We start from the raw sequence: 25,598 nt of genomic DNA on the forward strand, positions 1-25,598 counted from the left end.
TTACTGTTGTTTTATTTGCGATGTGTCGTTATTCAGTTTCTTTGTCGTGTCCTTTTTTATGGGGGCACTTTTCTTTTTGGCGCTGTCGGCCTTGCTGTCCTCGTTCTTGATGCCTATTACCTGGTTGGTGTACTTAACATTCAAGGCCTTGTATTTATCCCAGCCCACCTTTGGCAAGGCCTGGGTGTAAAAGGCCTTCAGGTTACGGAATTTAATATCAAGCGAATCGGCATTGCCTAACAATATTTTTTGATTACCCACGCGGGGTATCAGCTCAATCTCATGCGCCGGGTTAACATATATCTGCGCTACCTGCGCATCCCACAACGAATCCTTGTGGATGTACTCGGCCGTTTTGTACAGCGATGTTGCCAGTTTACTATGCAGCGTATCAACACGGTTGGCAAAAAGCTCATCAATATAACCGTTAGCCACCACCACACGCGCGGTATAGTTGTTTGATAACGGCATTTTTAACCCATGCTGATCAACATAATAATCCTGATCAAAACGGTTAATTACCCGCAGTATGGGCTGGCGCTGGGTTATCTCAACCTTGATCATGCCGTCCATATCTGTATATACCTTGGCAAACTCCACAAAGGGGTTGCCTTTTAGCTGCGTTTCCAGGTCGTGTATGTTAATATTCTCCAGGCGCCGGCCTTCAAGCGTGTTGCTGGTGGTGTGCAAAATATTATCTACCTCCTGCCTGTCAATAAAATATTGGTTGCCGGGTATATATACCTTAATACCCTTGCATACCACTTCAGCCTTTTTTATCTCGATAAAACTCATGAGCACAACCAGGCCACCCAGGCAAATTACCCAGGCAAAGCCAACAAGTATGCGGTTCCATATACGTTTACGCGACATATTCAAGCACCTTTTTTAATGGTTGTACCAACTGGTCAATATCACCTGCACCTACCGTTAAAAGTAGCTCAGGTTTTTCATTTTCTATTATTTCTATCGTTTCTTGTTTTCCACATTTGCGCTTATTCCACAATTTCATCTTGCTGAGTATCAGTTCTGAATCTACACCCTCAATCGGCAGTTCGCGGGCGGGATAAATGTCAAGCATCAGCAGCTCGTCGCACATATCCAGCACCTCGGCAAAGCCATCGGCAAAATCGCGGGTGCGGGTGTACAGATGCGGCTGAAATATGGTGGTCAGCTTTTTATCAGGATATAATGTTTTTACCGATGATATGGCGGCACGCAACTCCTCGGGGTGGTGGGCGTAATCATCAATAAAAATGTGTTTACCGGTTTTTACTATATACTCAAAGCGGCGTTTAACCCCTCTGAATGATTCGAGCGCGCTTTTAATGGCACCGGCGCTTACCTCTAAACGCAACGCTACCTCAATAGATGCCACGGCATTTTCAATATTATGCAAGCCGGCAATACCCAGGCAAATGTTGCCGATGCTTACCGTGCTGTTTTTGAAATCGAAGTAGAAATTACCATTCTCTACACGGATGTTCTCAGCCACGGCATCAGCTTCACCGTTTATGGTATAGGTGCTGCCGTTAACTAATGGTAAGCCTTGTTTATGTATCAGCTGCCCGCCCTGTTTTATTTGCGAAGCGAATAGCGTGAACGATTCGGTTAAGTGCGAGTGATCGCCATATATATCCAAATGATCGGCATCCATTGAGGTTACCACGGCAATATCAGGGTGCAGGGTAAGGAATGAGCGATCATACTCATCGGCCTCAACCACTACTATATCATTTTTACCGAACAGCACATTGGTTTGGTAGTTGGATGATATGCCACCCAAAAAAGCCGAACAATCCTTGCCCGAATCTTTCAGGATATGGGCTATCATGCTTGATGTGGTGGTTTTACCATGCGTACCTGCCACCGCCACGGTATACCTGCTGGCACTGATGAGGCCCAATACCTGCGAGCGTTTGTACAGCGTAAAGCCTTTATCAACAAAAAAGTTCAATATAGCCGATTCCTTCGGGATAGCAGGGGTGTAGATGATCAGTGTGCTATCATCAGGCTGCTGAAAGCTCATTTGTATTTCGGCAGGCTTGTCCTCAAATATAATACAGATGCCCTCATTGCGCAGGCTATCGGTAAGGTCGGTAGGTGTTTTGTCGTATCCGCAAACAACACAACCTAACTGATGGAAATAGCGCGCAAGGCCACTCATGCCGATGCCGCCAATGCCCACCAGGTAAACCCGTATTATGTTGCTTAATTCCATCATCACTTAAAATAAGGCCCCTCTACTTGCAAAGAGGGAACCTTATTGTTTAATTGTTAATTGTTATTTGGATAACCTCTTTCGCAATTACTTCATCGGCATTGGGCATAGCCAGCTTGCCAATGTTGTTGCTTAATATTTTTTGTTTCTGTTTATCGTTCAGTAATTCCAGGGTCTTGTCAACCAGTTTGGCCTCGGCATCGCGGTCGGCTACAAACTTGGCAGCATTCTCCTGTACCAATGCTAAAGCGTTTTTGGTTTGATGGTCCTCAGCCACGTTTGGCGATGGCACCAGTATCACCGGCTTTTTAACCTCGCACAGCTCGGCAATAGTGCCCGCCCCGGCGCGCGATATAATGATATCCGCCGCGGCATAAGCCAGATCCATACGGTTTAAAAACTCGCGCACCTGTATATTGGGATGAATATTCTCGCCCAACTGCTCTATAATGCTTTTGTAGTAATATTTGCCTGTTTGCCATATTACCTGTACATCGGCATCAATAAATTTTTGCAGGCCGGCCTGTATGCTCAGGTTAAGGGTACGTGCACCTAAACTGCCGCCCAATATCAGCACTGTTTTTTTATGTGCCGACAGGCTGTACAATTCCAGCGCCTGCATTTGCTTGCCCGTAATGCTTACCGACTCCTTACGTACCGGATTGCCGGTTTTAATGATGCGCTCGGCAGGGAAGAATTTGTCCATCCCATCAAACGCAACACATATTTTTTTGGCCTTTTTACCCAGCCATTTGTTGGTTACGCCGGCATATGAATTTTGCTCCTGTATAAGCGTTGGTATACCTTTTAGCGATGCCGCGTATAATAACGGTCCCGAGGCATAACCACCCACGCCAACAGCGGCATCGGGTTTAAAATCTTTAATGATCTTAAGCGCCGCGCGTACGCTGCCTATCAGTTTAAAAGGGAACAGGAGGTTCTTGATAATTGAACCGCGCTGTATGCCCTGTATATTCAGGCCGATGATCTTGTAACCCGCCGCCGGAACTTTCTCCATTTCCATACGGCCTTCGGCACCTACAAACAATATCTCGGTTGATGGATCGAGCTTTTTCAGGGCATTGGCAATTGATACCGCCGGGAAAATATGCCCGCCCGTACCGCCACCGCTTATAATAATACGCCGCCCCCCGGCCCCCTGAAGGGGGAGGTTTGCGTTGTTTATATTTTTAGTTTGATCCATCATTTAATTCTTTTTCATTACTCCCCTTTAGGGGCCGGGGGCTCCTTAAACCGCTACTTCCCTTATCTCGCCAACTACTACTTTTTTAGGTTCATCAATATCCCTGCTTACTGATAATATGATGCCAAAGGCCACACTTGTAAACAATATGGATGTACCACCCATACTTACCAGTGGTAGCGGCACACCGGTTACCGGCCCTAAGCCCACTGCTACGGCCATATTAGCGAATGCCTGTATGGTTAAGCTGAAACTTAGCCCTGCCGCAAGCAGCGCGCCAAACGCCTTGGGTGCCTTGGTTACTATCTTGATGCAGCGGTAAAGCAGGAAAAGGTAGATGCCTACCAATACTATGCCGCCCAGCATGCCATACTCCTCAATAATGGTGGCGTATATAAAATCCGAATAGGGGTGAGGCAGGTAGTTACGCTCGGTACTGTTACCGGGCCCTTTACCTACAAAACCACCTGTGGCTATGGCTATCTTAGCATGGTCAGATTGGAACGACTTATCAGGATCGGCCTTTTCAGGGTGCATGAATGCGTTGATGCGGGATACATAAGTATCTCTGCGACCACCAAATAACATTACGCCGGCTAACAACACAACGCCTGCTAAACAAACCAGCGAAATTTGCTTAATGCTGATACGCCCTACAATAAGTAATAATATACTTACGCCAAAAAGCATAATAGCTGTTGATAAACCAGCGGGCGCGATAAGTACGAAAACTAAACATACCGAACCCATTATTGGTACGAAGGATTGTTTAACATCCTTAATATTCTCCTGCTTGCGCGATAGTGTACGGGCCAGATAGGTTATCAATGATAGCTTAGCCAAATCCGATGTTTGAAAGGTCAATCCACCAGGTAGGGCTATCCAGCGGCTGGCATCATTTACGTGGCTACCAAACAAAAGTGTATAAAGCAGCAGTGGTATGGTAACAATCATTAACAGCTTTGATATACCGGCATAGTAACGGTAATCCAGCTTGTGCGATATGTACATGAGCGCGATACCCGCCACTATCATGGCCAGGTGCTTCATCAGGTATGATTCGGCGCCGGTGCCATGCTTGTAAGCAATAGTACCCGTTGAACTATATACAGCCATCAGCGAAATAACCGACAGCACGATCACGATCAGCCATATCCAGCGGTCGCCTTTAGTGTTATTTAGTATCGCGTTTAACATTTTACCTCTCCCAACCCTCTCCCAAGGAGAGGGCTTTTAAAATTTTAATATTTAAAACTCCGGTTCCCCCTTCAGGGGGTTAGGGGGCTCTATAACTCCCTTACTGCATCCTTAAATTGCTGGCCGCGGTCTTCGTAGTTCTTAAACAGATCGAAGCTGGCGCAGGCCGGTGATAGTAATACGGTATCGCCTTTCTCGGCTAAATGGAAAGCGATCTGTGCTGCTTCCTGTGCCGAAAAGGTGTTCACTATTACATCAACATCATCCTCAAAAGCATCGTGTATGCGTTTGTTATCCTTGCCGAGGCATACAATGGCTTTCACCTTTTGCTTTACCAGATCCTTAAGCATACCATAGTCATTGCCCTTGTCAACACCGCCAAGTATCAGCACTACATCGGTTGTCATGCTCTCCAGCGCATACCATGTCGAGTTAACGTTGGTAGCCTTTGAATCATTAATAAAGCTGATGCCCGATATTTTGGCAACAAACTCAAGCCTGTGCTCAATGTTCTTAAAGTTGCCCATGCTCTCCCTCATACTCTCATTCCGTAATTCAAGCACCTTGGCTACTATGCCCGATGCCATTGAATTGTAGATGTTGTGCTTCCCCTGTAGGGCCAGATCTTTAATTGACATTGTAAAATGTTCTTGATGTATGTTGATGACAATATTGTCGTTCTCCAGGTATGCACCCGGTTGTATATTCTTCTCTATTGAAAAGGGCAGCACCTGCGCGCCAAACGTGCGGCTTTGCAAACCCTTTAGTGTTTCGGCATCATCGGCACAGTATATAAAATAGTCGTGCTCCGTTTGGTTCTGCGTAATGCGAAACTTTGATGCCGCGTAGTTTTCCAGTTTATAATCGTATCTGTCCAGGTGGTCGGGTGTTATGTTGAGCAACACCGCTATATCCGCCTTAAACTGGTACATATCATCAAGCATAAAACTGCTTATCTCTAACACATAATGGTCAAAGCTTTCGGTAGCTACCTGGTAGGCAAAGCTGTTGCCTATGTTGCCGGCCAGGCCTACGTTCAATCCCGCGTTTTTCAGGATGTGGTAGGTAAGGCTGGTGGTGGTAGTTTTTCCGTTCGATCCGGTTATGCAGATCATCTTCGCCTCGGTATACCTGCCCGCGAATTCTATCTCAGATATTACCGGCGTACCCTGCTCACGCAGTTTTTTGATGATCGGCGCCTTCTCTGGTATCCCCGGACTTTTCACTACCTCGGTAGCGGCCAGTATCTCAGCTTCGGTGTGTTGCTGCTCCTCAAAGCGAATATTCCACTGTTGAAGCTGCGCCTTGTATTTATCGGCAATAGGCCCAAAATCCGACACAAAAACATCAAAACCCTTGTGCTGCGCAAGGTATGCCGCGCCCACGCCGCTCTCGCCCGCGCCAAGCACCACAAGCTTTGCCCGTGTGTTAGGAGTTGATATGTTTTTTTGTGATTCCACTGATTTTGTTTACTATGATTTCACCGATTGATTTATGATCTCACCGATTTTTTGTTCCTATCTATTCTCTAATTACTAATCTCTAAACTCTAACCACCAATCACCACTGACCACTCACTACTGACTACTCACCATTCACCCCTCACTATCTCAGCTTCAATGTTATGATCGCTATGATTGCCAACATGATACCTAATATCCAGAAGCGGGTAACGATCTTTGATTCGTGGTAGCCCTTTTTTTGGTAGTGGTGGTGTAGTGGCGACATCAGGAATATCCTGCGGCCCTCACCGTATTTCTTTTTAGTGTATTTAAAGTATGATACCTGCATAATTACCGACATATTCTCTACGATGAATATGCCGCAAAGTATTGGCAGCATCAGCTCCTTGTGTATCATGATAGCGAATACCGCTATGATACCGCCTATGGCCAAACTGCCTGTATCGCCCATAAATACCTGGGCAGGATAGGAGTTGTACCACAAAAAGCCCACACACGCGCCCACAAAGGCACCGGCAAAAATTACCAGCTCGGCCGAGTTGGGTATGTACATAATATTCAGGTAATCGGCCATTACCGTATTACCCGACACATAGGCCAGTATAGCCAGCGTGATACCAATTATGGCCGATGTACCCGTTGCCAGGCCATCAATACCATCGGTTATATTGGCACCGTTAGATATACCGGTTATAATTATGATGACGAAGAACAGGAACACCACCAGTGTATATTGCTCATAACCCTCGCCGGTGAATTTCAATACCTTACTGTAGTCGAACTCGTTATTCTTGTAAAAGGGCAGGGTTGTGATGGTCGACTTGATATCCTGTGTATAAACCGGCACGTTATCGCGCATGTGGAATGATACCGGGGCATCATACGTTACCGGTAGTTTTACTTCCTGGCGGATGATGATGCTGTCGTTAAAATACATGGTCCAGCCGATAAAAAGAGCAAGGATCACCTGCCCGGTGATCTTGAACCGCCCTGCAAGGCCCTCTTTATTCTTTTTAAATACCTTGATGTAATCATCCAAAAAACCGATAGCACCCAGCCAAATGGTAGTTACCAGCATCATGATGATGTAGATATTCTCCAGCTTGGCGAACAACAGCGTAGGCACTATAATACCCAGTATGATAATGATACCACCCATAGTTGGCGTGCCCTGTTTTTGCATCTGGCCTTCCAGGCCCAGGTTACGCACGGTTTCGCCCACCTGTTTGTAGCGCAGGTAATCAATTAGCCTGCGACCGTATACTGTAGTAATAATTAACGACGTAATTACCGACATAGCCGTACGGAACGTGATGTACTGAAACACCCCCGCCCCCGGAATGTGGAATTTTTCGTTGAGGTATTGAAACAGGTAATACAGCATGTTTAATATTTATTAGTGAATAAGCAGATGAGTTGATTTGCGAATGTGCAGATTTGCGGATGTGCAGATATGCAGATAGCTTGGCTCATTTGTTATTTACTTAGTTGTTTAATGTGTTGATGAAATTATCTTTCCTAATACTCTTATTATTGACTGTATATCCTCTAACAAGTCTGCCTGAAACGGGTAGCTTTCGGCATGTTTACATAACCTTAGCCAATATTTAGTTTCTTCAGCTTCCTTATAAGCAATTTTGCATTTGTGTCTAAAGTCATCTTTGCTTTGTGCACCCTGAGCCTCGCTCACATTTGCCCCTATAGATGTACCGCTTCTGAATAATTGATTAGCCATGTTGAATTTTCTGTTGCTCTCCAAAAGCTCAGTAAACTCGATGATCTTCAAAGAAAAATCATAGGTGAGATCAACTATCAAATTCGGTTTACTATCCATCTTATAATTATCTATTTATCTAATCATTAACCCATCTGCACATTCGCACATCCGCACATTCGCACATCTATCACTTACACCATCTCTTTAAAAAGCGCCACCAATTCTTCCATGTCGTCAAAGTGGTTGCGTACGCCGTTTATTTCCTGGTACTTTTCGTGGCCTTTGCCGGCAAGTAGTATCACATCGCCGGGTTTAGCTAAAGTGCAGGCTGTTTTTATGGCCTCACGCCTGTCGGTAATGCTGAGCACATGGCGTTTAAATGCCGGGTCAACACCCTCCTTCATATCTTCGATAATTTGTGCAGGGTCTTCGCTGCGCGGATTATCGGATGTTAGTATAACGTTGTCGCTCCACTCGCAGGCCACCTTTGCCATCACCGGGCGTTTGGTTTTATCACGATCGCCGCCGCAGCCAATTACGGTTATCACCTTTTCGTCGCCCTTGCGTATGTCATGAATAGTGCTTAATACATTCTGCACCGCATCAGGCGTGTGGGCGTAATCAACAATGCCTATTACCTTGTTAGGCGCTACTATATAATCAAAACGACCTTCGGCACCCGGCAATTTGCTCAGGCTGGTCAACACCTTTGCCTTATCCTGATCAAGCAGCATGGCAGTGGCGTAAACGGCCAGCAGGTTGTAGGCGTTAAATGTGCCTACCATCCTGAACCATACTTCTTCGTTATCAATATTCAGCAACAGGCCGTCAAAGGCGCTCTCTAATATTTTAGCCTTATAATCGGCCATGCTTTTCAGGGCATAGCTTTTTTTGTGGGCCCTGGTGTTTTGCAGCATTACGCTGCCGTTTTTATCATCGGCATTGGTTAACGCGAAGGCGTTTTTAGGCAATCCATCAAAAAATGCCTTTTTAGCATCGCGATAAGCCAGGAATGTTTTATGGTAATCCAGATGATCGTGCGTGAGGTTAGAAAAAATACCTCCTGCAAAGGTTAAGCCTTGTATACGGTGCTGTGCTACCGCATGCGAGCTCACCTCCATAAAACAGTAATCGCAACCCTGGTCAACCATATCAGCCAGCAGACTGTTCAAAGCCACCGGATCAGGCGTGGTATGGGTTGAGGGGATGATGGTGCCGTTGATCTGATTTTCAACGGTTGACAGTAACCCGCATTTATAACCCATATCGCGAAACAGCTGGTATAACAGCGTAGCGATAGTAGTTTTACCATTAGTACCCGTAACACCAACCAGTTTAAGGTTTGATGATGGTTTCTCGTAAAAATTAGCGGCAACAATACCCAGCGCAATGGCCGAGTCGGCTACCATTAAAAAATCTACCTCGCCGGTAACGTGGGCGGGTAGTTCTTCGCAAATAATGGCGGCTGCGCCTTGCTTTACGGCTTGCTCAATATAATCGTGCCCATCAACCACGGTGCCTCTAACGGCAACAAACAACGAGCCCGGCACCACCTTGCGCGAATCAAAAACAACCGCCGTTATTTCAACGTCGGCACTGCCTTGTAATTCGGTAAATGCAAGTCCTTCAATTATATCGCTTAAATATCTCATTGCAGTTCCAGTATAATTTTAGATCCCTTTGGTATCAGGCTACCACCCGTTACCGATTGCTTTTTTACCATGCCGCTGCCGCGTGCCGTTACTTTGTAACCGGCGTTGCCCATTACATAAAGCGCATCGCTAAGGCCCATGCCGGTAACATTAGGTACCGAGCCTTTTTTAACCTTAGTATCTTCAAAGGCGATACCGCTGCTGGTATCAATGCCATTCTCTAAGCCGTTCACTGAGGCATAAAGCGGTTTTAAGCCAAGCTTGTTATATACTTGTTTAAGGGCTTTTACATTGCCTTGCTTAACATCGGGCATGCTGGTGTTGCCTACCAGGTGCTGGGTGGTGCTTTGGTTAATACGCATATCTGAAGCGTAAACCTTATCGGCAACCTCCCTGAATACCGGGCCCGATACCGATGCGCCGTAATAGCCATTCTTAGGATCGTTAATTACCACTATTAATGAGTACTTAGGGTTATCGGCAGGGAAGTACCCGCAAAACGATGCCTGGTATTTACGGTTTGCACGGTAACCCAAGTTAGCATCAGCCACCTGTGCCGTGCCCGATTTACCCGCAACCTTATATACCGGGTTATTGATGATGTTTTTACCTGTGCCCTCGGTTACAACACCCTCAAGCATAGCTTTCATTTTGCTCAGCGTAACATCAGAGCATATTTTAGGGTTGATAACTTTAGCGTTAAAATGCTCAACCGTATTGCCTAAACGACGAATTTCGCGCACGAAAATTGGCGCTACATATTTACCATCGTTAGCTATGGCGTTATAGAATGATAGCATTTTTAACGGTGTAAGCTGCATCTCGTAACCATAGGCCATTTGCGGCAAGCTCATGTTTTTATTCCAGCTGCGATTTTTAGGGTTTTTTACCACCGGCTGCGCTTCACCCGGAATTTGCAGACCCATTTTTTCGTTCAGTTTCCAATCATACAGGTGGTCGGTAAACTTTGACTGGTTATCATGATAAGCCTTATCAACCAAATAAGCTACCGCCGCGTTTGATGATTCCTCGAATGCCTTTTTTACGGTAACCACACCTATACTGCCGTGCGAATCCTTGATGGTATGTCCCTTGATAGGGTAAACGCCGGTATTTACCATAGTATTGGTATCTACCTTGTTATCCTCCAACAAAGCCATGTACGATGCTACCTTGAAAGTAGAACCAGGGTCCTGATTACCGGCAATGGCGTAATTGAATTTCTCTTTATAAACACCATCCTCAACCTTGGTAAAGTTGGCTACCGCGCGTACTTCGCCGGTATTAACTTCCATTAAAATGGCGGTACCATGGTGGGCGTCGCTTTTTATCATTTGCTTTTCAAGCGCGGTTTGTACCACATCCTGAAAGTTTACATCGATGGTCGAGATAATATCGGCACCTTCTTTTGGGGCAATATCGTAATCGCCATCATTAACCGGCATCCAAATACCACCGGCAATGCGCTGCATCAGCCTGCGGCCTTTTTCGCCATTAATGTAACCGGAAAAAGCACCTTCTAAACCAACCGGGTTTTGTATGTTATCGTTTTTGTAGCCAATGGTACGTGCCGCCAAGGTTTGGAAAGGCATAATACGCTTGTTCTTTTGCACGGCTATTAACCCGCCACGATATTTACCCATGCTGAAAATAGGGAACTGGCGAACCTTTTTAAGTTGCTGATAAGTTACCTTGCGTTTCAGCAAAAAGTAACGGGCCTTTTCGTGCCTGGCCTCGCGTAGTATGCGCGCGTACTGACGTGCCGACTTATCAGCAAATAATCCCGATAGCTTGTAAGCCAGCGAGTCAACCTTTTCGTAAAATATTTTATCGTCCTCAATGGCACCGGCAAGCATATCCATACGCAGCTCATACTCAGGTACTGATGTAGCCAGCAGGCTGCCATCAACCGAGAATATGTTACCACGGCCGGCCTCCACATCCATATTACGTACCGAAAGGCTATCGGCCATGGAGCGCCATTTTTTGCCCTGCACAACCTGTACACGGCCAAGCTGAAACACCACGGCAATAGCGAATAGCAGGATCAACCCGAAAGCAAGGTAAACCCTGAGCAGTATGTTGGTCCTAATTCCCATTTTGATCCTCCTTAACGGTTATTTTTTGAGGTGGTTCAATTGATTGTTTTATGCCGATGGTATCGGTACGTTTTGCTACTTCAGTTAATGTGCTTTTATAAGCCAGTTCGGCCTTTGCCGATTTGTAATCCCAGGTAAGCTCTTTTACTTCTTTGCTTACCTTATCAATATCGCGCAGGTTTCGCTCGGCTAAATGCCTGTTGGCTATGTAAAGCATACACAAAAACGCTACATATAAAATAAAAGGCAGGGCCTTGGTGGCATCCTCGGTGGTTACAAAGCCTTTGTTTAAAAACTGCGTAAACAAGTTGTCCGGTATTTCACGTACCGGCTTCTCCTCAACCACAAGTTGCTTTTCAACAACTTCTTCCTCAATTTCACTACGTAGGCGATTCGTCATTTCTTTACAGCTATTCTAAGTTTCGCGCTGCGCGCCCTGTTGTTATTTTTTATCTCATCCTCTGTCGCGGTAATAGCACCACGACTAACCGCGTCCAAAGGTTTTTTATCGTTGCCATAAAGGTCTTTCTCCACCTCGCCGCTAAATTTACCTTTGGCGATGAAGTTCTTTACCGGCCTGTCCTCCAGCGAGTGATATGACATTACTACCAACCTGCCGCCTGTGCCCAGCACTTCTGCCGATTGGGTTAAAAAATCCTTCAGGGCTTCCAGCTCCTGGTTTACCTCAATACGCAATGCCTGGAATACCTGTGCCAGATATTTGTTTTCCTTACCGCGCGGTATCAGGTTGCTAATGGCATTCTTTAGGTCGGCAATGGTGTTCAGCGGGGTATTTAACCTTGCTGTCGCGATGGTTTTGGCCAGCGATTTAGCGTTTTGTATCTCACCGTAAACGCCAAAAATGCGATGCAGATCAGCCTCGCTGTAGGTGTTCACCACCTCTTTTGCGGTAAGTGTATCAGCCTGGTTCATGCGCATATCCAGTTCGGCATCAAAGCGGATAGAAAATCCACGCTCAGCCTGATCGAACTGGTATGATGATACCCCCAGATCAGCCAAAATGCCATCCACCGGGATAGCATTATGCAGGCGGCAAAAGTTTTTTAAGTACCTGAAATTCTGATCAACAAAAGTGAAGCGGTCATCGTCAGGTATATTGCGTTGCGCGTCGGCATCCTGGTCAAAGGCTATCAAGCGGCCATCGGGGCCCAGGTGTTTCAGTATCTCGCGCGAATGGCCGCCACCGCCAAAGGTTACATCAACATAAGTACCGTTGGGTTTTATGGCCAGCGCGTCAATACATTCCTTAAGCATTACAGGTACGTGGTAAACGTTACTCATCGTTCCTCCTTCCGGCGCTGCCCATTACCTGTTCGGCCATAGCGGCAAAATCTTCAGGCGCGCTGTTCATCAGTTCATCATAAGCAGCAGGTGCCCAAAGCTCAATTTTGTTGAGCTGACAGGCTATTATTACTTCGTTACCGATACCGGCATAATCAAGCAAAGCTTTTGGCAACAGCACACGGCCGGCCGAATCTAACGACAAGCCCATGGCTCCACGGGTGAAAAAGCGCACAAAGTCGCGACTTTTTTTGTCGTATTGATTAAGTTTGCTCAGGTCGTTTACCGTATTTTCCCATTCCTTTTTAGTGTATATAGTCAGCTGTTTTTCAAAGCCACGTAAGATCACAAGACCCTCCCCTTCAACTCCGGGGAGTTGTTTCTTGAGGTCCGAAGGGATCATTAATCGCCCTTTGGCATCCAGCTTGCAATCATATTCGCCTAACAGGAATGACATTTATGGTATATCGACAATTTTTGTAACGTAAAAGTAAATCACTTTTCCCACTTTCTACCACTTTTCCCCACTAAAAGTTTTCAACATTTTTAGTGCGCTTTTTGTTGTGTTATTTTTTCAAATTATTAAGCTGTAAAACAGTGGTTTGCAAGTGCGGATACTGCGGTGGGAAAAAGTGGAGCGAAAATGCAGCATTTGTGCCGATGTAAACCTAATTGGTGAGCCAAATGTTATTTCGAACCCTGAAATTGTCTGCCGGGTGGAGGTTTCTCCCATTTTTTGAGAGAAGCGTTCAGTTATTATATTTGGGCGCCGGATGGCTGTATTAAAATCTCCGCGCAAAAACTCTCCATGCGGAAAATATTAACCCTCATCTTAATTACGATAGTAACCGCCGCCCTGGTTTATGTCCTGGCCAGATTCGTCAGGATGGATAGTTTTTCGTTTGCCTGGGCGTTGAACTTTTTGCTGATGATGGGCGCGCTTTCTTTTACCGAAACATTGAAAAGCGACCTCTCATCATCATACTATAATGCAAAGCAATGGGAGCGTGGTGGAAAAGTATATGAGCAGCTTGGCATAAATTTTTACAGGAAGTTATTGGTTATCATCGGCTGGGAAAAACTGAACAAAAAGAACAACCCGGTTGCAAAGGGCACGCAAACCCTGATCAACCTGCATCATCAAACCAAAAAGGCTGAATTAGGCCACTTGATCATCCTGTTTATTGTAACAGGGTTCAATGTGTTTGTTGCCCTCAAATTCGGATTTGTAAAATCATTATCATTACTGATATTGAATGTGTTATTCAACCTTTACCCCATCTTTTTGCAACGGTATAATCGCCCGCGGATAGCAAGGGCCATCAGCCTGAGCAAACGGAGGTAAGTATCGATCAAATCATCTTGCTGTTCACCGCGTAGGCCAGCGCTTCGGCAATGTTGCTTACGTTTAGGCGCTCAAAAATGCGCCTGCGGTAGTACTTCACCGTATCGGGCGATACAAATATTTTTTCGGCTATCTGGTTAATGGTAAGGCCCTGGGCGTGCAGGCGTAACACCTCGGTTTCGCGTTTGGTTAATTCGGGCTTTACAAACTTGTGCCAGGTGCCGGTTTCTATGTTCAGCTGCCAAATTTTATCGGTACCCTGCTTAGTAATAAAGGTGTTACCCGCCTGCCGGTGGTGCGATATGGATACCACGCAAACCGCCTTCCACATTTTGCCCGATGCGGTTAAGAATAGCGGGGTAAGTTTATGGTTGATGAGGATAGGTTTGCCATCCTTATTAATCAGGTGAAAATCGTAAGTAATACTGTATTGCTTGCGCTCGTTCAATGGCACCTTATCAAAAAAATCAAACCCGGCCTGGTTAATGGCGCCCAGCATTTGCAAATCCTTTTCGGGTACGTTTTTAAAGTAAAACTCGTAGCCCATTTCCAGCACTTGTTCGGCAATGTATCCGCTTAAAAACAAGGGGTTGTCTGATACATACTCAAAGCCCATCTTCTCATAATCGATCACATAAACGCTTTCGTACGTTAAGCGGGCAAACGCCCTGATGGTTTCCAGGTAATTGTGCTGTTGCAGGTGGTCGGCTTCGGCAATCTGGGTTATTTTGTTGCGGGTAAGTAATCCGGTTTTGCTGTCGGTGTTCATTAGCGAATAGGTATGGCAAATCTACACTAAAGTGTAGTATGCAGGTGCATGGCTTTTTTAATTTTTGCGGTACAGCAACAACCTTATGCAAGCTAACACCATAAATTGCGGCCATTGCAGCGCCGAAGTATCTTATAGCTATTGCCAGCAATGCGGTCAGCCCGCCCAGTTGAAACGGATAGACGGGCACTACATACAGCACGAGGTACTGCACGTACTGCATTTTGAAAAGGGCATTCTCTATACCATCCGCGAGCTATTGCTTAGGCCGGGTAAAAACATACGCACCTTTGTTATTGAAAATCGCAGCCGATTGGTTAAGCCCATCATTTTTATCATCCTGTCATCATTACTATATACTATTATCAGTCACTTTTTTCATATTGATGAAGGGTACATAACCGTGAGGGATAAGGATAACCATGCTACCGGCTCCATTAACGCGTGGGTGCAAAGCCATTACGGATACGCCAATATTATAATGGGCATATTTATAGCGCTATGGCTGCAATTATTTTTTAGAAAGAGCAATTACAACTTTTTTGAGATACTGATACTGCTATGTTTTGTAATGGGCATGGATATGCTGATATTCTCGCTGTTCGCGGTAATTGAGGGTATCACTGCTTATAAAACAATGGCTTTCTCGGCAGTTTTTAGCCTGGGTTACTCGGCATGGGCCATTGGCGATTTTTTTAACAGCGGGAAAAAGATAGGGCGTTATTTTAAGGCCATTGCTGCTTACCTGTTAGGTATGTTAACATTCAGCATAGCTGTATTGGTTTTAAGCCTGATGATAGATACGATTATAAAACACTAACCCAAATCATATTACAATTCGCGGCAAAGCCTCACCATGTGGTGAGGCTTTGCGCTTTTATATCAATTCACCTCCAGCAGATCCTTCTCCGGCAGTTTCGGGAATTTGCCGTGCGGTTCGCGCTGGTACCAGTAGGCCACCGTTATAATGTCCGATTTTTGGGCGAGGTATCTGCCGCCATCGCGCCAGCCCAGGTCCTGTATGGTTACCTTCAAATCCTTATCAAACCTAACCGGGTCCATAATATGCCAGCGGTACATGCCAAAACGTTGCTGTGCCTTGTAAGCACCATCAGGTCGTATCACCTGGTGTAAACCGGCATAGGGGGTGGTAAACTCGGTGTACTTGCCGCCGCGGTCAAAATTGTACGATCCGCAGAAATAATCCTCCGTGCCTGTGCCTGCTATGGTCGGGTATTCCTTATCGCCATCCATAAAAAATTTGATCTCGCCTTCGCCCCACCAGCCATTATTGTTTACACCGATGCCCATATACGTACCCACGTACTGACCTTTGCCCTTAACGCCATCCAATATGGTATGTAATGATGTGCTGTTCGGGTTCGAGCGGCGGTATTGGGCATGAAAGTACGCCTCATCATCGCCAATGGTAGTAAGGGTATAGTTGATCTGGTAATACAAACGCATGGGTTCGGCCTTGTTGATATTCTCCAAGGTTACCCTGCATTTTTTGCGAAAAGGCATCTTCCAGTAACAGTTAAACGCGCTACCCGGATTCACCGTTACCGGCAATGAATTTAGCGGCGCATACTCATTCCCCCAACCCATCCCAAAAAAGGCACCCACCGGCGACTCAACAGATGGTTCGGTTTCATCATCCCAATAAAAACGAAGTATGGAGAATTGCCAGTTACCGGTTGGTGTCATCCATATTTGTTGTATGGCGCCGGGGCCTTCCATTTCGGCAATGGTAATGGTTTCGCCGGGGTTTACTATAATAAATGGGTTTACCTTCCAGCCTATACCCAGATCGCGGGCCTCATTGGCGGCGTTGGCCACGTTGCGCTGCCCTTTGTTCTTAACCGGATCGGCCATGGCGCCCTTACCCTTGCCGCCGGTAAAATTCTCCGGACTAATAGAGCGAGTCTTAGCGTCGGACATGCGCGACAGATTGCCCAGGTTCATATCCAGTCCGTTAAATTTTTCGGGTTGCTGGGCTTTGGCGGTTATGCAGGTAGCGGCAGCCAACAGGGCGAGGAGCAGTTTTTTCATAAGCGGTATCTGTTAAAAATAATTGGCAAGCCGCAGGGTTAACCTTGGCTTGCCTCAAATTAACGGATATTGAAAAACTTTAGCAACCCCGCGCGGCAATCAATTAAAACTGATCTCCGTAGGGCCCGATACTCGCTCCACATGGCAGGCACATTTACCGCCTGATACTTTAACGGTATCCTTACGGCTAACATTGGTGGCACTGTCTGTAGCGGTAAGTTCAATATCGTCGCCGCCTTCTGTCAGTTTTTTAAGGTCACCATCATCAACAACGGTAAAGGTAGTGCCTGTGGTTTGATCCTTACGGGTAAGGTTTTGACCGCTGCGCAGGTTAACGGCCTTAAAATCCTTAACGGGTTTGTTGTAGGTAACGGGCACGCTGGCAAACATCATGGTGCAGGCCTTGTCGGGGCATTTTTCTTCGGATTTGTTACAGGTGTTTATAGCCAGTACGGCTAAAAGCATGATGGGTAACTTGGTCATGGTGATGGTGGGGATTAGTTAAAAAATGGCCCGGCTTATTTAAGGCCGGGCCTCACAACAATTAAACACTATTTATAGAGAATAGTTCTGCTTAGTTGAACCGCACTTCGTCCGGTACTGAAAGTTTTTCTACATGACAGACGCACTCACCGCCCGATATTACTACCGAGGTATTGTGCACCTGATCGGTAATGCTATCGGCGATGATGGCTGTCTTTTTCATAGGATGTAGGGTAGGTGTTAATCGAACTGCACCGTATCGGGGCCCGATAGTTTTTGTACATGGCAAGCGCATTTACCGCCCGCAACCTTTATGGTGGTTGCTTTGGTTTGAGTGCCTGCGCTGTCAGTCGCGGTTATCAAAATATCATCTCCGCTTTCCGATAATGTTTTGGTTGATAGATCATCAATAATAAGATATCCGCCGGGTACCATATCCAGCATAGCTGATGTACTACGGTCAACCGGTTGGTTTGTACGTTTATTAATAACGGTTATTATGCTTAACGGTTCGCCTTTGCCGTTCTTGTTTTTAAACAGCATGGTTATCATGGCGAATTCTTCAGTACAAACCTTATCCTGGCAGGTTGATACGCTCTTTTTTCCGCATGATAATAGCAGAGTAGAAGCAATTGCGAATAGTAAAATTCTTTTAAGCATATTTAGGTTTTATAGCCATTACGCATTGGCGCGCAATTACGCTACAAGCATGACTAAAAAACTTATTCTTTTGCGGGGATAACTTCAACCTCGGCCACGGGGCTAAACAGGTAGATACGGCGGGTGGCTACTTCTACGCATTTGTATCGCTTGCGCAGCTTTTCGCCTTTTTGAAATACACGGCCATCCTTTAGTTTGAACAGGGTATTCACCGCTATTTTTTCGACGGTGTGTATGGCCTCCTTCGGTTCATCATATAATCGTAGCGAACGGTACAGGTTAAGGTCAGAACAGCTTGATGCCGCCGGGTTATTCAGGTAGCGCACAATGGCCTGCTTAACATCCGCCGGAAAAACATCCTTCTCGAAAAAAGGCTGCATCATCTTCTTAAAATTGTTCTTCCACTCGGTGCCGTGGGGCTTGGCTTTGTGCTTGTGCTCGTTCCAGGTATGCAGGTGCGCGAACTCGTGCACGGTAGTAACCAAAAAAGCGTATGGATTTAAATTGAAGTTTACCGATATACGATGCCCCTTACCATCAAACGGCGGACGGTAATCGCCAAACTTACTGCTGCGCCCGCGCGATATTTTAAATTCGCATTTAAAATGATCTATCCAGCGGCCAATAAGCGGCGCGGCATCAGGGGGCATGTAACGTGCAAGAATTTGTACTTTATCCAAAGGTAACCTCTGTGTGCAAAGATACTAACCCACAGCCTATTTTAAAAGCTGGTAGGTAATAAAGGCCACGCCGTAGGCCAGCACCGTCATATAAGCGAATTGTATGGCGGGCCATTTCCAGCTCTTGGTTTCGCGGTATACCGTGGCTACCGTACTGGCGCATTGCATGGCAAAGGCATAAAACATCATGAGCGAAAATGCCGAGGCCAGGTTAAACACCGGCAGCCCGGTTTGCGGGTTACGGGCGCTTGCCATTTTTTCCTGTACGGATTGTATGTTATCCGTATCGCCCTCCACGCTGTAAATGGTTGCCATGGTACCCACAAAAACCTCGCGGGCGGCAAATGAGGTGATAATGGCAATGCCTATCTTCCAATCGTAACCCAATGGTTTTATTACCGGCTCAATGGTATGGCCAAGCATACCGGCGTAGGAGTTCTCCAGCTTTTCAGACGCGATTATGCGGTCGATATCTTCCTGGGTGTTGGTTTTTTTGTATTCGGCGCTGCTGTATTTCTGCTCTATCTGCTCAAACCTATCGCCCGGGCCGTATGAGGCCAGTACCCATAGTACAATGGATACGGCAATGATCACCTTACCGGCCTGTATAACAAAGGCTTTTGAGCGATCGTACATCGCGAAGGCTACGTTCTTCCACCTCGGCATACGGTAAACGGGCAGCTCCATAATAAAGTAACCACGCTCGCGTACCTTAAGGATGAATTTTAGTACGAATGCCACAATAATGGCCGATACCAAACTGAAAACATAGATAGCCGTAAGCACCAAACCCTGCATGTTAAATATTCCCCAAACCGAACGGTCGGGTACTACAAGGGCGATAAGCAGGGTGTACACCGGTAAACGTGCTGAGCAGGCTACCAGTGGGGTAACCATTATGGTGATCATCCTGTCTTTCCAGTTCTCGATGGTGCGGGTACCCATAATGGATGGTACGGCGCAGGCAAAACCGCCAATAAGCGGCACTACCGATTTTCCGTTCAGGCCTACCTTACGCATCAGCTTATCCATCATGAATGTAACGCGCGACATGTAGCCCGTATCTTCCAATATGGATATAAAAGCGAACAGGATAGCGATTTGCGGGATGAATACCAGTACTCCGCTTAATCCGGCTAAAACACCATCAATAAGCAGACTCGCCAGCGGGCCTTCGGGTATTATGTTACGCATGGCATCCTCAGCTAAAACAAACAGTGTTTCAATGAGGTCCATCGGGTAGGATGACCATGCGAATATCGACTGAAATATAAAAAGCAATATGGCCATGAAGATCACAAAGCCCCAAAGCTTGTGCGTTAGTATATGGTCAATTTTATTGCTGAAGGTTTCGTGCTGCGCGGCTTCGGGCGTTTTAACCGTATCGTACAGCAAATCATTTATAAAATTATAGCGGGCAACAGTTTCGGCAGCCTGCGCTTTTTGCGAGTGGAATGAATGCTCCTGCTCCAGGGTTTCAATACGGTCGCTTTGCTCGTTCGTTAAATAACGCAGGTGCTCGTGCTGGTGCGCTAACTGCAATGCCAGGTAAGGGTTATCAACCTGTAATTCATCGCTTATTTGCCCTATCAATTCCGGCGCGAAAACATTTACGTCGATACTATCAGGTTGCAGGGCAATTTTGTTGGCGTAGGCAATGGCTTGTTTTAGTTCGGCAATGCCCTCGCCTTTGCGCACAGCCATAGGTACTACGGGTACGCCAAGTTTTTTTGAGAATTGCTCAACATCAATTTGTATGGCCGATGCGCGGGCCATATCCATCATATTGAGGGCCACGATAACCGGTATCTTTAAATCGGCTATCTGGGTATATAGTAACAGGTTACGTTTAAGGTTGGTGGCATCCAGTATAACAACCACCAGATCGGGGCGGGCGGTGTCTATCTTATCGGCCAGTACCGAAAATACAATGGATTCGTCTTTACTTTTTGGGTAGAGGCTATAAGTGCCGGGCAGATCCACCACTTCGGCGTGGCGACCATCGGGCAGTTGCATTGTGCCTGTTTTTTTATCGACAGTAACACCCGGAAAATTGCCTATTTTTTGATTTAAGCCGGTAAGTACGTTAAATAGGCTTGATTTACCTGTGTTGGGGTTTCCGGCTAATGCTACGCGTATATCGGCTTTCAAATCGTAAAAACTATTGTAAAATGATGGTTGATGCTTCCAGCTTGCGGAGGCTTAACTGGTAGCCTGAAACAGTTATCGCTATAGGGTCGCCAAGTGGGGCAACGCGGGTAACCTTTATAGTTTCGCCGGGCAGGCAACCCATCTCCATCAATTTAACCGACATTTCCAGATCGGTAAATTCCTTTACTACGCCGGTTTGGCCTACTTCAAGCTGCGATAAATCCATCATAGTTATAAATTAACCCTGCAAATATAGGCTTATTTATACCTGATCCAAATAAGGAGAGCCTTTGTATATATAAATGTTATAGAATGATCTATGAATGACGTTCGGCCTTAGTTTGCACATACCCAAAATGCGGGCAATTGCATTCCTTTTTAAATATACCGCATGATGACAGCAGGAGCGCGGCACAGGCCACAGCCAAAATATATAGTTTATTTTTTTGCATACTTTACAGCGTAGCTGGTAACTAATATACTGAACATGCCCATACAAATACCTACGGTATCGGCAAAAAGGTCGTTCCAGTCGGCACTGCGCCAGGTAAATATGTATTTTTGCAACAGCTCAATCGCTCCGCCAAAAGCTACCATACCCAGTGTTACCAGCACTGCTGTTAATACGGATAAACCTGCCTTTTTGTTGTAATGCAAATACCCGTAGCAGTATAAAACGGTACTGGTAAAAAACAGGCCGCAATGTACCAACTTGTCAAAACCCTCAAAAAACGCGGGCGAATCGCTAACGCCGCCCATCTTCACGTTGCAGATAAATAAAATAAAAAAGGCCCACAAAATAGCGGGCCAATAACTTTTAAGCATCATATATAATTAAGCGCCTACTAAGCTTTTATATTCATCGGCTGATAAAAGGCCATCAATATCGGCCAAATCAGCAGGGGTTATCTTTACAATCCAGCCTTCGCCGTAAGGGTCGGTGTTAACCAGTTCGGGCTGGCTATCTAGAGCAGCGTTAACCTCGCTAACGGTACCGGTTACTGGGATGAACAGGTCAGATACGGTTTTAACGGCTTCAATAGTGCCAAAAACTTCTTCTTTAGCTACTTCCTGTCCAACGGTGGTAATATCAACATAAACTATGTCGCCAAGTTCGCCTTGTGCAAATTCGGTAATACCAATAATTGCTTGGTCACCCTCAACTTTTATCCACTCGTGGTCTTTAGTGTATTTTAATTCGGCCGGAAATTCCATTTCAGTTAATATTTAAATGTGCCCAAAAATAAAAAAACTTTGGCTTTAAAAAACACAATGAGGGTGTTTCGCGAAAATTAAATAGTGTATGCTAAGCAATGGTATAAATATTGTTAACTATTAACAAATAACATATACTACCATGAAAAAACTAAGTTTAGTAATGATGATGGCGCTCGGCGCTTTCACTTTCCAGGCCTGTCAAAACCAAAGCGGTAACAAAGATGCCGTTGAAACTGCCGACAGCCTGAACACCAGTACCGACACCAGTACCAGCGCATCAGATGCCGACAGTGGTACTATTGCCGATATTGATTCAAAATTTTCGACCGAAGCCGCTAATGCCGGCATGACCGAAATAGCCCTATCTGAACTGGCCACAAAAAAATCAACCAATGCCGATGTTAAGGCTTTTGCCGCCGCCATGATCAAGGATCATAAAGCCGCTAACGAAAAGCTGAAAGCATTAGCTACCGTTAAAAACATTACCCTGCCTGCCGTAGTAGGTGAGGATGAGCAAAAAGTAGCTGCCGATCTATCAGCCAAAGCAGGTGCTGAGTTTGACAAGGCTTATGTTGATGAAATGGTAAAAGACCACGACAAAGCCGTATCATTATTTGAGGATGCCTCAAAAAATGCCAAGGATGCCGACCTCAAAGCCTTCGCTACCGAAACACTGCCAAAGCTTAAGGCACACCAGGAGCATATTAAAGCTATTAAAGATAAGCTGAAATAAGCCCACCGGTTTACAGGAATATAGAGCGGCAAGCGTAATGGCTTGCCGCTTTTTTTGCTTTTAACAGACAGAACAGCTAAGCTAAAATTGTATTATTGCATTATGTCATCACCTATAGTAGCCGGTTTACTGGCTTTCGGCATGTCGGGCAGGGTGTTCCACGCGCCGTTTTTAAATACAAGCGAAAACTTCAGGCTAAAGGCCGTTGTTGAGCGTAACCAAAAAAAAGCACACGAGTATTATCCCGATATTATCAGCTACAACGCTACTGAAGAATTGCTGGCTGATGATGAGATAGAGCTGGTGGTGATCAACACGCCCAACTATACCCATTACGATCTCACCAAACAAGCCCTCAACGCGGGCAAGCACGTACTGCTCGAAAAACCTGCCGCGGCAACCACTGCCGAGGTAAAGGAACTGTTCGATCTGGCCCGATCAGTAAACAAGCATTTGCTGGTATACCAAAACCGCCGTTGGGATAGCGGCTTTCTATCGGTAAAGGAGGTGATAGAGAGCGGCCGCATAGGTGATCTGATCGAGGTGCATTTCAGGTTTGACAGGTATCGTGCCGCCATCGGCCCAAAAACCTTTAAAGAGGGTAAGGATATGGCGGCTAATGGTATTACATATGATCTGGGTCCGCACCTGCTGGATAACGCCATCGCCCTGTTTGGCCGCCCGCTTAGCTGGCATAAAACCACGGGCAGCTATCGCGAAGGTTCGCAGGTGGATGATTATATTAATCTGCACCTGAAATACCCTAACCAGGTAAACGTATACTTAACCGCGGGTTTGCTAATTGCCGAACATTTGCCGGCCTTTGTGATACATGGTAAATTAGGTAGCTTTGTTAAGCCCCGTACCGATGTGCAGGAAGATCAGCTTAACGAAGGCATGATGCCAACTGATACCGCCTACGGTATTGAACCCGCGGGTAGCGAAGGCAAACTGGTTACTTTTGACGAGCAGGGCCAGAAAGTGGTTGAGCAGGTGCCATCAAAAAAGGGTGATTATAAAAATCTTTTCAAGGCGGTATATCATACCATACGTGAAGGAGCGTTATACCCGGTAACAGAAGAACATATTGCCTGGCAGATAAAGATACTGGAGGCCTAATTATAATATTACTAATGAAGAAATTAATATACGCCGCTTTAATAATTATTACCGCTATTGGCTGCATTCAGGCTAAAAATAATAATGCCGATGATGTGCAGCAGTCGCCCATACGTAATACCGAAAAGCTGGCACCGATAAAGATACTTACTACCGATAGTAACAACTTTACCAATAAGGATTTGAAACCCGGCAAGCCGGTGATGCTGATCTATTTCGCGCCTGATTGCGGCCACTGCCACGATTTGATGAAGGCTTTGAAACCTCAATTTAAACAATTAGCAAAAGTGCAGGTGGTAATGGTTACCTGGACGCGGTTTGAATCGCTTAAGCCATTTTACCAGGAGTTTGAACTGGCCAAATACCCTAATTTTACAGTAGGTACCGAGGGTTACGATATGCCGATACAAAAGTACTACCAGATAGCCCAAACCCCGTTCACCATTTTGTACGATAAAAACGGCAAACTGGTAAAGGCATTCGCCAAGGCGCCAACAGTTAATGAGCTTTTAGCCGAGGTTAAAAAAGTTTAAGCGTTATTGCTGTAACTGTTTTTCCTGCTGTTGCTGCTGTTGTTGCTGCTGCATTTGTATCATTTCCATGTAGCGCTGGTAGCTGTTCTTGGTAAATTCAGTTACCTGATCGGCAATCGGCACTTCAATAACCTGGTGCTGACCCGGTGGCAGGCTTTCCTGATCGACCGATACAGTCACGCTAAGCTTATGGTTTGATGAACCTTTGTACACCCCCTTAACCGGCGAACAATCCGAAAAGTTACGGCCTACAGCCAAACGCACATGGGTGTCATTAGCTATGCAATTATTGGTAGGGTCTATACCCAGCCAGCCATAATCGGGTATAAAAGCCTCCACCCAGGCATGGGTAGCGCCCTCGCCGCGCATGCCGTTGCTGTTGGTGCAAATGTACCCGCTAACGTAACGGGCAGGTATTTGTAATATGCGCAGCATCTCTATCAGTATATGGGCAAAATCCTGGCAAACGCCCTGTTTCATTTTCCATATTTGGTCAAGCTTGGTATCAACCGTGGTAACTCCTTTTATATATTCAAAGTTATCGAACACATACTGGCAAAAACGTAGCACAATCTGGTAGGGGGTATCATCGCTGTTACGCTCTTTGTTCACTACTTCCTGCAATTCATCTAATCCTTCAAAATACTCCTGTTTTAAAAAATCAATATAGGGTACAATGGTTTGCAGGCGTTTCAGGTCCTCCCACTGGTGCGATGGGAAAATATCGTTAACAGGCAAGGTGCGATGCTTGGTAGTTACCAGTACCCGCGAGTTGATCACCATTACATTATGCGGATCGGTATAGGTAAAGCTGCCTATCTGGTTGCCAAAGTAATCGGTATGTACATCAACATCGGGGTTGCCGGTTATGGTAACTTCCTGCCTAATTACTTCCTGGTAATCATCAACAATAGGGTATAGTATTACCTGGTTGGCGCTGTCGCGTACGGTCCCCTCGTAAATGTATCGGGTGGTGTGTTGTATCTCGAATTCGGGCATG

General features: G+C 45.8%; 28 protein-coding genes. 5 read left to right on the forward strand and 23 right to left on the reverse strand.

Going from position 1 to position 25,598, the window contains the following annotated elements:
• From IM792_RS06680 to mraZ, 12 genes are all read right to left on the reverse strand, one after another.
• Entirely contained in the window at nt 1-873 is an 873-nt protein-coding gene (locus tag IM792_RS06680; RefSeq protein ID WP_194101060.1) for a cell division protein FtsQ, read from the reverse strand.
• Nucleotides 863-2,221: a UDP-N-acetylmuramate--L-alanine ligase gene (murC, locus tag IM792_RS06685; protein WP_194101426.1), complete on the reverse strand. Its 1,359-nt coding sequence runs from the start codon at nt 2,219-2,221 to the stop codon at nt 863-865. Before murC ends, IM792_RS06680 begins: the two co-directional genes overlap by 11 nt.
• Nucleotides 2,222-2,270: 49 nt before the next feature.
• Nucleotides 2,271-3,425 (reverse strand): undecaprenyldiphospho-muramoylpentapeptide beta-N-acetylglucosaminyltransferase, encoded by a 1,155-nt coding sequence (gene murG, locus IM792_RS06690; RefSeq protein ID WP_194101427.1) that lies wholly within the window; start codon nt 3,423-3,425, stop codon nt 2,271-2,273.
• Nucleotides 3,426-3,470: 45 nt separating this feature from the next.
• The gene (locus IM792_RS06695; protein WP_194101061.1) at nt 3,471-4,622 is read right to left on the reverse strand and encodes an FtsW/RodA/SpoVE family cell cycle protein; all 1,152 of its coding nucleotides are present in this window, start codon (nt 4,620-4,622) and stop codon (nt 3,471-3,473) included.
• Nucleotides 4,623-4,711: 89 nt separating this feature from the next.
• Entirely contained in the window at nt 4,712-6,082 is a 1,371-nt protein-coding gene (gene murD / locus IM792_RS06700) for a UDP-N-acetylmuramoyl-L-alanine--D-glutamate ligase (protein WP_194101062.1), read from the reverse strand.
• A 145-nt stretch (nt 6,083-6,227) separates the two neighbouring features.
• Nucleotides 6,228-7,469 (reverse strand): phospho-N-acetylmuramoyl-pentapeptide-transferase, encoded by a 1,242-nt coding sequence (gene mraY, locus IM792_RS06705; RefSeq protein ID WP_194101063.1) that lies wholly within the window; start codon nt 7,467-7,469, stop codon nt 6,228-6,230.
• A gap of 108 nt (nt 7,470-7,577) precedes the next feature.
• Nucleotides 7,578-7,919: a four helix bundle protein gene (locus IM792_RS06710; RefSeq protein WP_194101064.1), complete on the reverse strand. Its 342-nt coding sequence runs from the start codon at nt 7,917-7,919 to the stop codon at nt 7,578-7,580.
• Nucleotides 7,920-7,993: 74 nt separating this feature from the next.
• Nucleotides 7,994-9,454: a UDP-N-acetylmuramoyl-L-alanyl-D-glutamate--2,6-diaminopimelate ligase gene (locus IM792_RS06715; RefSeq protein ID WP_194101065.1), complete on the reverse strand. Its 1,461-nt coding sequence runs from the start codon at nt 9,452-9,454 to the stop codon at nt 7,994-7,996.
• On the reverse strand, nt 9,451-11,553 hold the full coding sequence (locus tag IM792_RS06720; protein WP_194101067.1) for a penicillin-binding protein: 2,103 nt from the start codon (nt 11,551-11,553) through the stop codon (nt 9,451-9,453). Before IM792_RS06720 ends, IM792_RS06715 begins: the two co-directional genes overlap by 4 nt.
• Nucleotides 11,543-11,953, reverse strand: coding sequence for an FtsL-like putative cell division protein (locus IM792_RS06725; protein WP_194101068.1), 411 nt, complete (start codon nt 11,951-11,953; stop codon nt 11,543-11,545). The genes IM792_RS06720 and IM792_RS06725 overlap by 11 nt, the downstream gene beginning before the upstream one ends.
• A complete protein-coding gene (gene rsmH / locus IM792_RS06730; protein WP_194101069.1) occupies nt 11,950-12,855 on the reverse strand; it encodes a 16S rRNA (cytosine(1402)-N(4))-methyltransferase RsmH in 906 nt (301 codons plus the stop codon). The genes IM792_RS06725 and rsmH overlap by 4 nt, the downstream gene beginning before the upstream one ends.
• A complete protein-coding gene (mraZ, locus tag IM792_RS06735; protein ID WP_194101070.1) occupies nt 12,848-13,312 on the reverse strand; it encodes a division/cell wall cluster transcriptional repressor MraZ in 465 nt (154 codons plus the stop codon). The genes rsmH and mraZ overlap by 8 nt, the downstream gene beginning before the upstream one ends.
• A 351-nt stretch (nt 13,313-13,663) precedes the next feature.
• Between mraZ and IM792_RS06740 the strand changes: the two genes are divergently transcribed.
• A complete protein-coding gene (locus tag IM792_RS06740) occupies nt 13,664-14,200 on the forward strand; it encodes a hypothetical protein (protein WP_194101071.1) in 537 nt (178 codons plus the stop codon).
• 7 nt (nt 14,201-14,207) lie between these two features.
• Here the strand turns inward: IM792_RS06740 and IM792_RS06745 are convergent, their stop codons facing one another.
• Nucleotides 14,208-14,969, reverse strand: a complete 762-nt coding sequence (locus tag IM792_RS06745) for a helix-turn-helix transcriptional regulator (RefSeq protein WP_194101072.1) — start codon at nt 14,967-14,969, stop codon at nt 14,208-14,210.
• Between the two features lie 85 nt (nt 14,970-15,054).
• On the opposite strand from IM792_RS06745, the gene IM792_RS06750 reads away from it, so the two are divergent.
• A complete protein-coding gene (locus IM792_RS06750) occupies nt 15,055-15,789 on the forward strand; it encodes a DUF3667 domain-containing protein (RefSeq protein ID WP_194101073.1) in 735 nt (244 codons plus the stop codon).
• Between the two features lie 62 nt (nt 15,790-15,851).
• Here IM792_RS06750 and IM792_RS06755 read toward each other — a convergent pair whose 3' ends face one another.
• The 9 genes from IM792_RS06755 to gcvH all read right to left on the reverse strand — a co-directional run bounded on the left by IM792_RS06755 (nt 15,852) and on the right by gcvH (nt 22,210).
• Nucleotides 15,852-17,021, reverse strand: coding sequence for a glycoside hydrolase family 172 protein (locus tag IM792_RS06755; RefSeq protein WP_194101074.1), 1,170 nt, complete (start codon nt 17,019-17,021; stop codon nt 15,852-15,854).
• Between the two features lie 99 nt (nt 17,022-17,120).
• Entirely contained in the window at nt 17,121-17,504 is a 384-nt protein-coding gene (locus tag IM792_RS06760; RefSeq protein WP_194101075.1) for a hypothetical protein, read from the reverse strand.
• Between the two features lie 91 nt (nt 17,505-17,595).
• Nucleotides 17,596-17,727 carry a hypothetical protein gene (locus IM792_RS21390; RefSeq protein WP_255521452.1) on the reverse strand — a complete coding sequence of 44 codons (132 nt, stop codon included), beginning with the start codon at nt 17,725-17,727 and terminating at the stop codon, nt 17,596-17,598.
• A gap of 17 nt (nt 17,728-17,744) precedes the next feature.
• On the reverse strand, nt 17,745-18,164 hold the full coding sequence (locus IM792_RS06765) for a hypothetical protein (protein WP_194101076.1): 420 nt from the start codon (nt 18,162-18,164) through the stop codon (nt 17,745-17,747).
• A gap of 62 nt (nt 18,165-18,226) precedes the next feature.
• On the reverse strand, nt 18,227-18,844 hold the full coding sequence (locus IM792_RS06770; RefSeq protein WP_194101077.1) for a sprT domain-containing protein: 618 nt from the start codon (nt 18,842-18,844) through the stop codon (nt 18,227-18,229).
• Nucleotides 18,845-18,880: 36 nt separating this feature from the next.
• On the reverse strand, nt 18,881-20,995 hold the full coding sequence (gene feoB / locus IM792_RS06775) for a ferrous iron transport protein B (protein ID WP_194101078.1): 2,115 nt from the start codon (nt 20,993-20,995) through the stop codon (nt 18,881-18,883).
• A 10-nt stretch (nt 20,996-21,005) separates the two neighbouring features.
• Complete coding sequence (locus tag IM792_RS06780) at nt 21,006-21,221, reverse strand: FeoA family protein (protein WP_194101428.1); 216 nt, start codon at nt 21,219-21,221, stop codon at nt 21,006-21,008.
• Between the two features lie 212 nt (nt 21,222-21,433).
• Nucleotides 21,434-21,754 (reverse strand): VanZ family protein, encoded by a 321-nt coding sequence (locus IM792_RS06785; RefSeq protein WP_228084994.1) that lies wholly within the window; start codon nt 21,752-21,754, stop codon nt 21,434-21,436.
• 75 nt (nt 21,755-21,829) lie between these two features.
• Nucleotides 21,830-22,210 (reverse strand): glycine cleavage system protein GcvH, encoded by a 381-nt coding sequence (gene gcvH / locus IM792_RS06790; protein WP_194101080.1) that lies wholly within the window; start codon nt 22,208-22,210, stop codon nt 21,830-21,832.
• A gap of 142 nt (nt 22,211-22,352) precedes the next feature.
• Here gcvH and IM792_RS06795 point away from each other — a divergent pair, with 142 nt between their 5' ends.
• From IM792_RS06795 to IM792_RS06805, 3 genes are all read left to right on the forward strand, one after another.
• Nucleotides 22,353-22,946, forward strand: coding sequence for a DUF4142 domain-containing protein (locus IM792_RS06795; RefSeq protein WP_194101081.1), 594 nt, complete (start codon nt 22,353-22,355; stop codon nt 22,944-22,946).
• Between the two features lie 102 nt (nt 22,947-23,048).
• On the forward strand, nt 23,049-24,065 hold the full coding sequence (locus IM792_RS06800) for a Gfo/Idh/MocA family oxidoreductase (protein ID WP_194101082.1): 1,017 nt from the start codon (nt 23,049-23,051) through the stop codon (nt 24,063-24,065).
• Between the two features lie 14 nt (nt 24,066-24,079).
• Complete coding sequence (locus IM792_RS06805) at nt 24,080-24,598, forward strand: redoxin domain-containing protein (RefSeq protein WP_194101083.1); 519 nt, start codon at nt 24,080-24,082, stop codon at nt 24,596-24,598.
• A 3-nt stretch (nt 24,599-24,601) separates the two neighbouring features.
• Here IM792_RS06805 and IM792_RS06810 read toward each other — a convergent pair whose 3' ends face one another.
• Entirely contained in the window at nt 24,602-25,597 is a 996-nt protein-coding gene (locus IM792_RS06810; RefSeq protein WP_194101084.1) for a transglutaminase family protein, read from the reverse strand.
• Nucleotide 25,598 lies beyond the last annotated feature (1 nt).

It is taken from the genome of Mucilaginibacter sp. JRF (assembly GCF_015223065.1).
Classification (GTDB): Bacteria; Bacteroidota; Bacteroidia; order Sphingobacteriales; family Sphingobacteriaceae; genus Mucilaginibacter.